Genomic DNA, 13,908 nt, shown 5'->3' with positions numbered 1-13,908 from the left:
TCAGGGCGACGATTCAACACTGAGAAAACCGCCAACACAGTAACCATCATTCATTCGTTTTGCTGATAAAAAGTAAACATTTCCCTCACAGAGAGGCGCTGAGTGGTACTCTTTATCATCAAATTTATTCAATAGGCTCAACCATGACGCTAACTTCTTCATCCTCATTGCAAAATCAAGGTTTTGTTTCTCTTGTCGGCGCGGGCCCTGGCGATCCGGATTTGCTCACGGTAAAGGGCTACCGAGTGATTCAACAAGCGGAAGTGGTGGTATACGACCGTTTGGTTTCACCGGAGATTCTCGCGTTAGCCAACGAAAAGGCGGAAATGATCTACGTGGGTAAGAAGCTTGATTTTCATTGTGTTCCGCAAGAAGAGATCAACCAAATTCTGGTGAGAAAAGCGTTGGAAGGAAAACGCGTGGTTCGCTTGAAAGGGGGCGATTCGTTCATCTTCGGTCGTGGTGGAGAAGAGCTTGAAGAGTTAGCGGAACATGATGTGCGTTTCGAAGTGGTGCCAGGCATCACCGCAGCGGCGGGGGCAACGGCCTATGCAGGTATTCCACTTACCCACAGAGATCACGCGCAAAGCGTGCAGTTTATTACTGGGCACATTCAAAAAGATGGCAAAGAGATAGAGTGGCCATCATTGGCGCAGGCCAACAACACTTTGGTGTTTTATATGGGGTTAAAGCAGTGCCGCTATATCGCGGAGAAATTGCTTGAAAACGGGTTGGATGCGTCAACGTCGTGCGCGATTATTGAAAATGGCACCCGTCGCGAACAGCGCGTATTGACGGGCACCCTAACACAACTCCCTGAATTGGCCACTCAAGCAATCAGTCCCGCGTTGATCGTGGTCGGCAGCGTGACTTCGCTGCATGACAAACTCAAGTGGTTTTAACTCCATTTATATTGCACAGCGGCTTGGATTCCGCTGCATTTCTTGCTGGCGAAGAGGCATTTGGTCAATCACCTTTTTCAACAATGTCCAATCCGTCTTTTCGCCCCAACGCAACTTCTCCCGTCCATCTTTGCCGACTAAAATCCCGGTGTGTTGACCTTTCGGGATATCATAAAACGCATTGAGTACACTTAAATCAAAGGCGTCTTGTGCCCAAACGGGAACGGTACTGCCATCTTCTTTGATAACTAAGGTAACGATGTCGCGTTCCTGCAAAGAGCACTCCTCCATCAGGGTTTCCAGCAAAAATTGTTGAACATACTGATCATGAGACGGGGCAAAAAACATAATGCTCCTGTGCTGCCATTTTTCGGAATCAGCCGGATACGAATGAGCCAGAGCACTGAATAAAATTAAGACGATCGACCAATAACGCATACCGCTCCCTCGTAAGATGTTTTACTTACTATACGTAAGCATAGCTAAATGGATTAATTTCGTTTTTCGCCTCGCTTTTTCGCCGGCTATCGAATAGGGTTAGGACTACATTTTTTAGAGAGTAAATGCGTGTTATGACCAGTAAAGTGGCGATTTTTGTCGACGTTCAGAATATTTATTACACCTGCAAAGAAAAGTACCGCAAACATTTCGATTACAACCGTTTTTGGCAGTCGGCCACTCAGGGTAAACAAGTGGTGGTCGCTCATGCGTATGCGATTTCAAGTAAGGATCCGGGTCAACGTCAGTTTCACCACATTTTGCGGGGTATTGGTTTTGACGTAAAACTGAAGCCATTTATTCAACGCTGGGATGGCAGTGCAAAAGGGGATTGGGATGTGGGCCTCGCGTTGGACGCTTTTGAGCATGCGCCAATGGTGGATGAGGTCATTTTATTATCTGGCGACGGCGATTTTGAAATCCTTGTTGAACGCATTCAGCAAAAGTTTGGCAAAAAGGTCACGGTTTATGGCGTGCCGGGCTTAACAGCACAAAACCTACAAGCGGTCGTAGACAAATATATCCCAATCGAAGATGAGTTACTTTTGCCTTAAAATACGGGTACACCATTGAGGTCAGGTTTTTAGCAGCTCTTTTTAGGTACCGCTTGCTAAGGATTGCGCGACACTGGTTTCGCGTTACTCATGCCGCTGCAGCCGAACGGTCGACAACACGTTGGAGATGGCAAAATAAACACGGATTTACTATTCATACGATTTGGTATTGCGAGAAAATTCCGTTACAATGCGTCGCATTGATAATGCGAATAAATATCATTTATTGTTTTGGTAGTCACTTTAGGTAACAAAAACGTCTATGTCTGGATATAAAGCAGGTGCTGCGTTACTTCTTTGGGCCGTAAGTTCTGGCGCGATGAGTAACGACCTTGAACAAGCACAGAAAATTCAAAATCGTACTCATACCGCGGCCAGTAAGAGCCAAAGCGTTATAAATGCGAGTGCCGATAAAAGTCAGTTACTGCAAGCAGAGATTGAAATCCTAAAGGAAGAAGTTCGTAACCTAGAGCTCTATCAGCGTCACTTGACCAGCATGATTGCCAACCAAGAACAAGAAAAGAGCAGCCTAGCAAAACAGATTCAAGACATTCAAGTGACTCGTCAAGGCATTGTACCGCTAATGTATGACATGCTGGACACTCTCAAAACAACCATCAATCAAGACATGCCGATCAAATGGCAGCAACGCCAAGAGCGTATTGAAAAACTGGAACAGATGATGGTCCGCGCAGATGTGGCGGATGCAGAAAAGTTTCGCCGCATTCTAGAGGCGTATCAAATTGAGTTGGATTACGGCAGCAAGTTGTCTGCTTACCAAGCTCCTATTACGCTCGCCGATGGTAAGCAGATTGAGGTGGAACAACTGCATCTTGGTCGCGTGTCGCTTATTGCTCGCACTCTCAATGCCAATCAGTTCTGGTATTGGGATCAAAACCAACGTCACTGGTTATCGCTAACCACCATTCCTAGCACAGATGTCAATCGTGCCTTTGATATTGCCGCTCAAAAAGTCGCGCCCGCGATGTTGAATATGCCCGTTGCATTAGCGACAGCGGAGGCCAACTAAATGAACAAATGTCGATTAATCTCACTCGCTTTACTCGTTTCGTTGAGCCTCCCATCATTTGCTCAAACGCAATTAGTGCCAAAAGCAACTCAAGAAAGCCACCAACAACAGGCAGAGAACCAACAGCGTGAAAATGCGTTTCTTAGCCAAGAGCAGCAATTGGCCGAGTTAAAACGCCAACTGGAACAGCAAAAATCGACGTTGGAAGAGAAAAACGCGCTACTTTCTAGTCAGTTCAGCGATAATGAAGTGACCTTGTCACACTTGGAGGAAGAGCTTCGTGTCGAAACGGGTTCGCTTGGCGAGTTATTTGGTGTTGTTCGCCAGCACGCGAAAGAACTCAAAGCCGATCTCAACGACGCAGTCACCGCGATTGGACAAACAGAACAAGTTGAAACGGTCAATCAAATTGTCGCGGCACAAACGCTGCCCGATATAGCGCAACTTAAAACGCTTTGGCATGTCATGCAGCAACAAATTGTGGCAAGCGGTGAAATGCGAGCGCTTCAAGTAAACCTTATCAATGCTGAAGGTGCGGTTGAACCCACTGATGTTATGGCGTTGGGGAATTTCGCTTTGCTTGCACCGCAAGGTTTCGTTAACTGGAAGAGCGACAAAGGTTTTGCGATTCCTTATGCCAAACTTCCTGAAGGCGCGCCGACACTCGACACGCTTCGTTCACAGCACGAGATTTCAATGACACCTGTGTTGATTGATCCCACTCGCGGGGTGTTGCTCGAGCAATACGCGCATTCGCCAAGCCTTGCCGATCGCTTTGCAGCGGGTGGCGTGGTTGGCAAAGTGATCTTTGCCTTGCTTGCGGTGGGGCTCGTTATCGCTTTGTATCGCGGTATTCTGCTGCTGACCACCAAAAGCAAAATTCGTCTTCAACTTAAACAGCCGAATCAGTTAGGTAATAATCCGCTTGGCCGTGTGCTTGCGGTGTATGACAAAGACAGGCCACGTAGTGTCGAAGCTCTAGAACTGCGCTTGTTAGAGACCATAGTGGATGAGCAGACCGGGCTTGAAAAAGGGCTTTCGATGCTCAAATTGTTGGCGGCTTTGGCACCGATGTTGGGGCTGCTTGGTACGGTGATCGGTATGATCGAAACCTTCCAAGTGATCACTCAATTTGGTAACGGTGATCCAAAAGTCATGGCCAGCGGCATCTCGATGGCTTTGGTCACCACCGTGCTAGGCTTGGTGGCGGCGATGCCGTTGTTGCTCGCACATAACGTGCTCAGTGGTTGGGCGGAAGAAATTCGCAGCATCCTTGAAAAGCAAGGTATTGGTTTGGTGGCACAACAAGCAGAGCAGCAGTTACCCAGCCTCACGCCTACCATGGATAAAGTCGGCAACGCGGCGTGATCATCATGGACCTTCATTCCGATATTTGGCCAGAACTACTGACTTCATCTTCATGGTGGAATGCGCTCTATTCCTTCATGCAACAAGGCGGAGAAGTGCTCTGGTGGTTAGCGGCGGTCGCGGTGATCTTTTGGCTGCTGACCATCGAAAAATTGCTGTTTATCTACTGTGCTTACCCTCGTTTACGTGCAGATACATTGCAAAAATGGCAAATGCGACACGATCACCTTTCATGGTTTGCTCGCTCGCAAAGAGAAGCGTGGTTAGATGACGCGCATCAGCAGTTATTCAAACACTTGGCCTTTATCAAAGTGCTGGTGGCCATTTGCCCGATGCTTGGTTTACTTGGCACCGTGACAGGCATGATCTCCGTGTTTGATGTCATGGCGACACAAGGCAGCAGCAATCCAAAGCTCATGGCTTCTGGTATTTCATTGGCCACCTTGCCAACGATGGCGGGCATGGTGGCAGCGTTAGTAGGTATGTTTGTTCACGCTCGCTTGGTAAAACTGTGCCAAAACCGAGAAGTGAAATTAGAGCAGTCTTTGAGGAGTGACTCATGAGATTAGGCAGACGTCAAAGTAAAAGCGACGAAGCACAAATTGACCTAACTTCAATGCTCGATATTGTGTTTATCATGTTGATTTTCTTTATTGTCACGAGCTCCTTTGTACGTGAGTCTGGTGTCGAAGTGAATCGCCCTCAAGCGGCCAACGTTTCGGCGCAGAAAGATGCGGGTATTTTCGTTGCGATCACCGCCGCCAATGACATCTATATCGATAAACGTATGGTGGACGTAGAGCGCGTACAAGCGAGCATTGAACGCCTGTTGCTTGAACAGCCGGATGCTTCGCTCGTGATTCAAGCGGATGAATACGCCTACAACGGCGTCGTCGTTAAAGTGATGGACGCAGCCAAAGCCGCTGGGGTGAAAAACATCGCATTAGCGGCGGAGAAATCGTAATGATGCGTTTTGTGATCGCGTTTCCCGTGGCGTTAGCGCTGGTCTTTGCCTTATTTTCCGCCATGGCGTTGCTCGTCAATAGCGGCAAAAAGCAAGCAATCGATCAGACGCCTTCACTGAGTTTCAACATGGTGATGGTAGAGCAGGATACCGAAGTCACGAGAAGGCAGCGTAGTGTTCCGCCGCCGCCCGAGATCCCTGAGCCGCCACAACCGGAAACGCCGAAAATGACGCAAACTCCGATGCAAGTGACGTCGACACAGGTTGCGACGCCCAATATTGATATGCGCTTTAATGTCAGTGGTTTGGCGGTTTCTATCCCTGCGACGGTCAGTGCGCCAACGCAAAACGCCACCAATACCACCAAACAGTTGATGCCATTAAGTCGGGTAGAGGCGGTGTATCCGGCTAAGGCGAAGAAGCGTCGTATTGAAGGCTATGTCATACTCAAATTTGATATTGATGAAACAGGGCGAACCAAAAACATTGAAGTGGTGGAAGCGCAGCCAGCGCGCTTTTTTGAGAGAAATGCGATGGATGCAATTAAGCGTTGGCGCTACCAGCCACAGATTGTGGATGGACAAGCTCAAACCATTTACGGCTATACCACTAAGATAGAATTTAAGATGGCACAGTGATGAAAAAACGGATACTGACATTACTGCTCACTCAATGGTTATGGCAACCCGCTGTTTTGGCGGCCTCTGGTACCAATGTCAGCCAGTACACCGCACGCGTGATGCAAAATGCACAACAGCTTGCAGACAATAATGCGCTCGCAGATGCCATCGCGAAGCTCAATAGCGCAGAGGTCTCTCGGCCGGATGATGTGGCAGCGCTATCAAAATTGTTGGGGATCTACTATTGGCAAGCGGAGCAATTCACGCGTTCGATTGCTTCGTTAGAGAAAGCGCTATCGTTCAAATTATTCACGTTTGAAGAAGAGTGGGTCACGCGACGCATGTTGACGCAACTCTATCTGACGCAAGGTGATTATAAAAAGGCGATTCCTCAGCTCAACAAACTGCTCAAACAGGTGCCTGAAAACGAGAGTGCTGCGGAAATTTGGCGTTATCTCGCGCAAGCCCAATACAGTGTTGAAAACTGGCGTGAGACCATTGTTGCGACAAAAGGGTTTCAGCGGGTTGAGAAAAAACCAGATACAACGATTCTCTCGCTAGCGCTTGCCGCTCATGTTCAGTTAGAACAATGGAAGTCCGTGATTCCGTTGGCCAAGCAGCTCATTGCTCTTGAGCCGTCGAATAAAAACTGGTGGCTACAAGCCTACAACGCTTACTTAAACCTAGGGCAGGGGAAATCTGCGCTCGATATGCTGACACTCATAGAGTTGCAAGGGCTTGAACTCAACGAGGCGGAAACGAAATCGCTGGCCTATTTGTATGCAGCGCAAGGTATCTATCAAAAAGCGGCACAAACCTTGGCCAGAATTGAGAACTCACAGCAAGATCCTAAGCTCATCAAGTTGCAAGCTCAGTATTGGCAAGCGGCAAAAGAGTGGCAACAAGCGCTCGAATTTTGGCAACGGTTAGCAAAACAAGAGAGCCAGTACCAGTGGGAAGTGGCGCTATTGGAAAACCAGCTGCAGCGCTATCAACAAGTGCTGATTTCTTTGGCTGAAATGAACAATCCAAAGCGTCAGTTCGACGCGCAGTTACTCAAGATAAATGCGCTCTATCGACTTGAAAGAATTGATCAGGCGTACGCACAAGCAAAAAAAGCGGATGCTTTACGTTCTACAAAGCAGACGCAGAATTGGTTGAAGTTTTTGAGTCACAAACTGAAAAGCAGTGAAGCCAAACTTGATAAAGCGAAGGGTGAGCAAGTAAGCGAACGTGAGCATCTCACCCAACAACGCAATGTGGTCGCCGACAAAAACGCCGATTCACGTTCCTAGCTAACGCCTCACTGTTTAGCGACAAATAAAGTTTAGCGACAAATAAAAAAAGAGCGGTATCATTTCAGGCTTGATATCCGCTCTTTGTCGTTATGGGTTATAGGTTACAACACGGTGGTTAACCGATGATCATCTGTCCTAGCAGATAGCCTAAACAGCACGCGCCAATCACGCCAATCAAACCAACCGACATAAAGGAGTGGTTGAAATACCACTTACCAATTTTGGTGGTTCCCGTGTTATCAAAGTTCACCGTCGCGATATCTGACGGGTAGTTTGGAATAAAGAAGTAGCCGTATAGGGCAGGCATTAAGCCAACCAACAAGGCCGGTTCCAAACCCAGACCAAGACCGACAGGAAGCATCATGCGCGCTACAGCGGCTTGAGAGTTCACCACAACCGAAACAATGAACAACGCCAGTGCGAATGTCCATGGGTAGTTGTTTACCATCTCCACAATGCCCGATTTGAATTGCGGCATCGCGTATTGGAAGTAGGTGTCAGACATCCAGGCAATACCGAAGATGGCAATTGCCGCAACCATGCCCGATTTGAATACCACGCCATTTGGCACGCTGCGTGGGTCGGTCTTGGTTGCCAATAAAATGATACCGCCGAAACAGAGCATCATCATTTGAATGACCACGGCCATACTGATGGGTTTCGAGCCTTCGCCGATGATGCGAACTTCAGGAATCATCGCGATAACCACAATGGTCAAAATTGACAAAATGAACAGTAGAACCGAGTTGCGTGCTGCTGCAGGTAGATGCTCATCCAACGATGTCGCGGTGGTGTTGAGGATCTTCTCGCGCCAAACAGGATCTTTCAAACGTGCTTGATACTCAGGATCGTCTTCCAACTCCTTGCCGCGTTTCATGCTGTAGAGTGACATCAGCAACGTACCAAACAGCGTCGCTGGCACGGTCACAAGCAGAATAGAAAGGAGCGTAATCTCATGATTGATATCAGAAAGCTGTGCAAGGTAGTACACCACTGCCGCTGAGATTGGCGAGGCCGTAATCGCGATTTGTGACGCAACGGATGCGGCTGCCATCGGACGCTCAGGTCGAATACCATTTTTCAGTGCAACGTCACCGATGATTGGCATGATTGAGTAAACCGCGTGGCCAGTACCCAACATGAATGTCATGGTGTAGGTGACAAAAGGGGCAATGAGGGTAACGCGTTTCGGGTTTTTGCGCAGCATTCTTTCAGCAACTTGCAGCATGTACTTCAAGCCGCCCGCCGCTTCCAAAATAGACGCACAGGTCACGACCGCCAGAATGATCAGCATTACCGTGACTGGCGGGGACGTTGGAGGCATTTTGAAAACAAAAACTTCAATCACCAAACCGATGCCGGAAACGACCCCAAGACCGATACCGCCGTATCGAGAGCCGATGTATAACATCAGCAAAAGGAACAGGAATTCCAAATACAACATATTGTTTATCCTTAACGAAATATTGGTGATTTCATTCTCGCGCGTTATACAAAAAAAATAGTAAACGCGGTTCACATAACACTTTTATGCAATTTTGGAATGCAATTTCTCGGTGTTAACTCACGGAAAATCGGGCGTTCGTAAAGGTCAGGTAAGGAAGGTGTTAATGGATAATTGAGAGATTAAACAGATAGAGTTAACAATGGTGAATTTGTGTTCAGGCGATGTTTAATACAATTACTTAGTGATGTGTTTGCTTTTTGTAACGTGTGGACCGTATTTTTCTTTTTGTTTAGTGATTTGTGCTTCAAATTGCCATTAAAGCTAACAGTTTTGATTACTAATTTGCATAAGAACGTGATTGAAACTGACTTTATGAAACCCATAGATAACATGTGGTTAAAATCGTGATATGCATCCTTTGTCTATTCAATTAAACAGGTAAAAATCAGCGTTTCAGAAAAACATGACTCAGTTGGCTTTATTTATAAAAATGGATGCTTAAATGAAATTAAGTAATTTGTCTGTTAAGTACAAACTTCTATCGCTTGTCTTACTCGCGGCGTTATTAATCGCGGTCACTTCACTCTATAACCTCAATGAACAGCGAAAAACATCCCTCGCTGAACGGGAAAGCAAACTCAGTGCTCAAGTCGAAACGGTAGCGAGTCTGATAGAGCATTATCGCACTTTAGCCAAAGAAATTGGTTTGGATGAAGCGCAGGCGCAAGCGAAAGAGGCGGTGAATCAGTTGCGCTACGATGGGGATAATTATTTTTGGATCACCACACCGCAACTGCAGGTCGTCGTGCATCCTGTTAAGCCAGAACTCAATGGGAAGAGTGCTCGGGATTTTAAAGATGGCGCGGGTAAATTTCATTGGCGAGAGATGGCGAGCGTCACGTCCACGCAAGGGCGAGGTTTTCTCGACTATCAATGGAAAAGCCCTCAAGGTGAACTAAAAGAGAAAATCTCTTATGTCACGCTGGTGCCAGAATGGAACTGGATCATTGGCTCGGGCATTTTGGTTGCTGATATTCACGAAGCGTTTTACCTGCAAATGGCTAAGGCGGCCCTCGTTGCGGGTTTGATGGCGGCCGTTCTTCTCGCGATGGGGTACGTTATTTCTTCCAACATCGTCCTGCCTCTTAATCGATTGATTGAGAACACCAATAACATTGCTGATGGTGATCTTCGTGTCCGTTTGAATGCAAAACGCAAAGACGAACTTGGAGTGATGAGCAATGAAATCGATCGAATGCTGGAGAAACTGCAGTACACCTTAATTGCGGCTCATGAGGCTTCCGCACAATCGGCGTCGATGGCACAGAATATTGCACAGGCAAGTGAAGAAGCCGCAACCAGTGTCGGCAGTCAACACGCTCAGTTAGAACTGCTTTCAGCGGCAATGACAGAGATGAGCACCACGATTGCTGATGTCGCCAACAACGCGGAAAACACAGCGCATACGACGGGTGTGGTGACGACGCATGCAGAACAAAGTGGGGAATCGATGAGCAAAACGGCAGAGACGATCTCGCACGTCTCTCAGGAAATTTCTGCCGCCGATCAACTGGTGACGGAGCTGAAACTTGGCGTACAAGAGATCAGTGCCGTTGTTAGCGTGATTCGTGAAGTCTCTGAGCAGACAAATTTGCTCGCGCTAAACGCAGCGATTGAAGCGGCGCGTGCTGGAGAGCAAGGGCGCGGGTTTGCGGTGGTGGCGGATGAAGTGCGTAACTTGGCCTCACGGACTCAGCAATCCACCACGGAGGTACAGCAAACCATCGATCAGTTAACCGAACGTACCGCACGCACCGTCAAAGCGATGGAGCGCAGTAACAGTAAAGTTGAGCAAAGTGTGACAATTACGATTGAAACGCAAAAACAGCTGTCTCTAATGGTTGAAGAGTTGGTGAAATCCAATGATATGGTGGCGCAAATTGCCGCAGCCTCTGAGCAACAAGGCTTGGTCGCGAATGAGATGACGGAAAATGTCACCAGTATTCACTTAGCTGCGAATGAAGTGATGCAATCGTCCCAGTTACTTGCACAAGAAAGCCAGTCGATGGCCGCTGCAGCTGAAATTTTGAATGACCAATTGCGTTACTTTAAGGTGTAAGCCTGTTCAAAGTTACCCTGAAATAAAAGAAACAACGAAAAAGAGAATGAAAGAAAAACCGCTCAATTTGAGCGGTTTTGCTATTCTGTGGCGTTAAGCGTTTCAGCCTCGGCTGAGTGCTTTGCGTCTGCGCTATTTTCCATTGCGTCTAACTTTTCCATTGCATCTAACTTGGCGCGCTCTGCTTTGGAAATATAGCGAGGCTTGTTGCTTTTGTGCAGTTTAGCGTTTTGCTTTTTCTGCTTGGATTTTAAGATTTGATTGATTTTCTTTTTGCGGTTCATGTTTGCCCCCGTTAAAGGTGGCAGAGAATAATCATTTGTGCTGAAAAGTACAAGCGAGTTTGATTTAGATAAATGAAAACAATTCTCGAACAGACCTAAAATTGACAATGTTATTGATAAGAATTGGAAGAACGATGACTTCAAACATGCTGATGGGTGCACTGGCGACAGAATTTAAAACAGTGACTGCGATGATCAAGATTTATTGCAAAGATCATCACCAAAGCGAAGGGCTGTGTGATGAATGCCAAGCGTTGATGGAGTACGCCGAGGTGCGTTTGGATAGATGCCCCTATGGTGAAAATAAGCCGACCTGCAATAAGTGTCCCATTCACTGTTATAAGAAAGCGCAAAAAGAACAGATGCGTTTGGTAATGCGTTACGCAGGCCCACGTATGTTACTTGTTCACCCCATACTGGCCGTGAGGCACTTGCTGCATGAAAAAAAAGCGGTGCCAGAGAAGCCGGCACCGGAGAGTTCAAACCGGCACAAACGGTTGGCTAGCAAGTCGTCACCACAGTCAGGTTCTTGATCCAGAATTTCTGTGTGTAGCGACGATAACAAAGCGCCAGCTTGACCACTTCTTCCGCTAACATCAGTGAGTAAACCACTTTAAACTCCATGCCTGCGATGAACGCAGCAAAAGCGCATAAGGGAATACCAGTCATCCACATGGCGATAAAGTCCATTCTCAAACAGAAGACGTTGTCGCCACCTGCGCGGATGATGCCGTTGATGATGGTCATGTTCAGCATACGAATCCAAATGCCACAGCAGAGGATAATTACAGCGGGTGCGGCAAGTGGGCGTAACTCCTCAGTATTCAAATTGAGGCCAGCGAGAATCCATTCACGGTTTAACAACATAAACGCACCAACGGATAAACCAACAATAAACACCACTTTGATAAAGTACGCTGCCATGGCTTGAGCGCGTTCAAACTCATTTCGCCCTAAGGATTGGCCAATCAACACAGAGCAGGCGACGGACAATCCAAAGAAAATCGCATAACAAAGAGATTCAAATGGCCCCAACATGCTAAATACGGCCAGTTCGGTCGTTCCCATGTGACCAAAAATAATTTGGTAGGCCATGGTACCAATACCCCACAGCACAGCGCCTAACGTGACTGGCAGAGCTAATCGTCGATAGGACAGCCATAAAGAAGGTCTTTCAGAGGAGGCTTCGGTCGTTAACAACCAATGTTGCTTTAATTTCATCAAAGCCAGCATCAATAAGACTTGGATTGCGCGTGAAATCGAGGTGGCTAATGCTGCACCTGCTACGCCCATCGCCGGTATGCCAAATCCACCCTTAATCAACCAATAGTTCAACGCAATGTTAATCACAATGGTCAATGAACCGATGATAAGCGGAGTGACGGTGTCACCGGATGAGCGCATGCTTGATTCAATCACAATCACGATGTGGGTTAACAACAGTACTGGGAACGCATACCAAAGATACACGGAGCCGAGACCAATAACGGTTTGGTCATTGGTTTGGAGCATCATGATAAACTGTGAACCCAAGGTGATCAGCAGTGTCACCGGGATCAGGACTTTTAAGCCAAAGCTCAGCGCAATGAGAGACACCGCTTTTGCACTTCGTGCATCATCTTTGCCCCAATACTGAGCCACTAGCGTGCCATTGGCTGATGCCAAACCTGCCATAATCATGATGGCGATAAAGTGCCATTTTGAGGCAATTCCCACAGCGGCAGTTGCTTCTTTACCAAAGTCGCTTACCATAAGCACATCGGCTAAAGCCAAGATAGCCACCAATGCACTTTGAATGGCAACGGGGAAACCTAGCTTGGTAATGGTTTTCAATAGACCTTCTGGCAAGGTTTTTGGATTATTTGTCTCTGAGTGAAGTGCGTTCATTTTCTCTCCTCTGTTGCGGTGGGAATATATCGGGATTGCTGAGGAGTTAACATGTTTGAAAAATCACAAAACCTGTGCGAATCCGTCATTGATGGCTATTTGCCCAAGCAGGAATGGATTGATGAGGTCTATCTGGCCGACCGATGCAAAGAGCGTTTTCTGACACAGACCGAAATTCCTGAATGGCAAAGCGCCGAGATTTTTATGGCGGGTATCGCAGAGCTAAGAGATGGCTACTACGTTGAGCGTTATGGCGTTGGCGTGCATACCTTGCTTTTTACCTTGAAAGGGGGCGGCGTGCTGATCACCAAAGATCGAGTGTGGGAAATTGCCCCTTACAGCCTCACGATTCTGCCTGCCCATACACCGTTTCGTTTTGAAATGAATCCCCGATTAGGCCATTGGGATATGATTTGGCTGCTACCTAAACCAACGGAAAAGTGGCAACACATTGAGCGTATGGGACAAACGGTGGTCAGTTTTCATGAAACGGAGTTAATTTGGTCGTTAATGTGTTTGTTGTATGGCGAGATAGGTGGAAGGCCCAGTTATCGCAGAATGTTGGTTAGCGAGGCTGCACGTATGTTACTGGTTATTGAACCTACGATTTCAACCTCTCTCTCACGAGTGCAAACATTATTCAATGAGGTGGAAAGTCAGCTGCATTTACCATGGAGCGTTGCGGATATGGCGTCACGCTGTTTTATCAGCGAGGAGCAGTTTAATCGCCTGACTAAGCAGTTATTTGGTGTCTCCCCGCGTACGCGGCTTATACAACTTAGAATGGAAAAGGCAGCCGATCTCTTGCGTTACAAAGAGTGGACGATAACCATGATTTCTCATCGTTTGGGATATAAAGACCCTTACAACTTCACCCATAGGTTTAAGAAATACTTTGGCATATCGCCAACTCACTTTCGTAAAAATCAGCAGTAAA

General features: G+C 47.2%; 15 protein-coding genes. 11 read left to right on the top strand and 4 right to left on the bottom strand.

Annotated features, from left to right (window positions below; all coding sequences use genetic code 11):
* Positions 1-143: 143 nt before the first annotated feature.
* Positions 144-902: a uroporphyrinogen-III C-methyltransferase gene (cobA, locus tag PQQ36_RS02175; protein ID WP_273660285.1), complete on the top strand. Its 759-nt coding sequence runs from the start codon at positions 144-146 to the stop codon at positions 900-902.
* Between the two features lie 6 nt (positions 903-908).
* Here the strand turns inward: cobA and PQQ36_RS02170 are convergent, their stop codons facing one another.
* Positions 909-1,340: a DUF4174 domain-containing protein gene (locus PQQ36_RS02170; RefSeq protein WP_011081325.1), complete on the bottom strand. Its 432-nt coding sequence runs from the start codon at positions 1,338-1,340 to the stop codon at positions 909-911.
* Between the two features lie 125 nt (positions 1,341-1,465).
* On the opposite strand from PQQ36_RS02170, the gene PQQ36_RS02165 reads away from it, so the two are divergent.
* The 7 genes from PQQ36_RS02165 to PQQ36_RS02135 all read left to right on the top strand — a co-directional run bounded on the left by PQQ36_RS02165 (position 1,466) and on the right by PQQ36_RS02135 (position 7,231).
* Complete coding sequence (locus PQQ36_RS02165; RefSeq protein ID WP_011081324.1) at positions 1,466-1,954, top strand: LabA-like NYN domain-containing protein; 489 nt, start codon at positions 1,466-1,468, stop codon at positions 1,952-1,954.
* 262 nt (positions 1,955-2,216) lie between these two features.
* Positions 2,217-2,984 (top strand): DUF3450 domain-containing protein, encoded by a 768-nt coding sequence (locus PQQ36_RS02160; protein WP_273660284.1) that lies wholly within the window; start codon positions 2,217-2,219, stop codon positions 2,982-2,984.
* The gene (locus PQQ36_RS02155) at positions 2,985-4,352 is read left to right on the top strand and encodes a MotA/TolQ/ExbB proton channel family protein (RefSeq protein ID WP_273660283.1); all 1,368 of its coding nucleotides are present in this window, start codon (positions 2,985-2,987) and stop codon (positions 4,350-4,352) included.
* Positions 4,353-4,357: 5 nt separating this feature from the next.
* Entirely contained in the window at positions 4,358-4,915 is a 558-nt protein-coding gene (locus PQQ36_RS02150; RefSeq protein WP_103193978.1) for a MotA/TolQ/ExbB proton channel family protein, read from the top strand.
* A complete protein-coding gene (locus PQQ36_RS02145) occupies positions 4,912-5,316 on the top strand; it encodes an ExbD/TolR family protein (RefSeq protein WP_011081320.1) in 405 nt (134 codons plus the stop codon). Before PQQ36_RS02150 ends, PQQ36_RS02145 begins: the two co-directional genes overlap by 4 nt.
* Positions 5,316-5,954: an energy transducer TonB gene (locus tag PQQ36_RS02140; RefSeq protein ID WP_273660282.1), complete on the top strand. Its 639-nt coding sequence runs from the start codon at positions 5,316-5,318 to the stop codon at positions 5,952-5,954. The genes PQQ36_RS02145 and PQQ36_RS02140 overlap by 1 nt, the downstream gene beginning before the upstream one ends.
* Positions 5,954-7,231 carry a tetratricopeptide repeat protein gene (locus tag PQQ36_RS02135; RefSeq protein WP_273660281.1) on the top strand — a complete coding sequence of 426 codons (1,278 nt, stop codon included), beginning with the start codon at positions 5,954-5,956 and terminating at the stop codon, positions 7,229-7,231. The genes PQQ36_RS02140 and PQQ36_RS02135 overlap by 1 nt, the downstream gene beginning before the upstream one ends.
* Positions 7,232-7,349: 118 nt before the next feature.
* On the opposite strand, the gene PQQ36_RS02130 is transcribed toward PQQ36_RS02135, so the two are convergent.
* Positions 7,350-8,678, bottom strand: coding sequence for an anaerobic C4-dicarboxylate transporter (locus PQQ36_RS02130; protein ID WP_011081317.1), 1,329 nt, complete (start codon positions 8,676-8,678; stop codon positions 7,350-7,352).
* A 505-nt stretch (positions 8,679-9,183) separates the two neighbouring features.
* On the opposite strand from PQQ36_RS02130, the gene PQQ36_RS02125 reads away from it, so the two are divergent.
* Positions 9,184-10,800 carry a methyl-accepting chemotaxis protein gene (locus PQQ36_RS02125; protein WP_040110806.1) on the top strand — a complete coding sequence of 539 codons (1,617 nt, stop codon included), beginning with the start codon at positions 9,184-9,186 and terminating at the stop codon, positions 10,798-10,800.
* Between the two features lie 80 nt (positions 10,801-10,880).
* Here PQQ36_RS02125 and PQQ36_RS02120 read toward each other — a convergent pair whose 3' ends face one another.
* Complete coding sequence (locus PQQ36_RS02120; RefSeq protein WP_273660280.1) at positions 10,881-11,084, bottom strand: DUF2986 domain-containing protein; 204 nt, start codon at positions 11,082-11,084, stop codon at positions 10,881-10,883.
* A gap of 107 nt (positions 11,085-11,191) precedes the next feature.
* Here PQQ36_RS02120 and PQQ36_RS02115 point away from each other — a divergent pair, with 107 nt between their 5' ends.
* The gene (locus PQQ36_RS02115) at positions 11,192-11,617 is read left to right on the top strand and encodes a nitrous oxide-stimulated promoter family protein (protein ID WP_040110805.1); all 426 of its coding nucleotides are present in this window, start codon (positions 11,192-11,194) and stop codon (positions 11,615-11,617) included.
* Here the strand turns inward: PQQ36_RS02115 and PQQ36_RS02110 are convergent.
* Positions 11,586-12,971, bottom strand: a complete 1,386-nt coding sequence (locus tag PQQ36_RS02110) for an MATE family efflux transporter (RefSeq protein ID WP_040110804.1) — start codon at positions 12,969-12,971, stop codon at positions 11,586-11,588. The two genes, PQQ36_RS02115 and PQQ36_RS02110, sit on opposite strands and share 32 nt — an antisense overlap.
* 51 nt (positions 12,972-13,022) lie before the next feature.
* On the opposite strand from PQQ36_RS02110, the gene PQQ36_RS02105 reads away from it, so the two are divergent.
* Positions 13,023-13,907, top strand: a complete 885-nt coding sequence (locus PQQ36_RS02105) for a helix-turn-helix transcriptional regulator (protein WP_026050834.1) — start codon at positions 13,023-13,025, stop codon at positions 13,905-13,907.
* The last annotated feature ends 1 nt before the right edge of the window (position 13,908 follow it).

It is taken from the genome of Vibrio sp. CCUG 15886, from assembly GCF_028570825.1.
Classification (GTDB): Bacteria; Pseudomonadota; Gammaproteobacteria; order Enterobacterales; family Vibrionaceae; genus Vibrio; species Vibrio vulnificus_B.
Note: the sequence above shows the minus strand (reverse complement) of the source record. Positions and strands in the feature narration are given on the sequence as shown.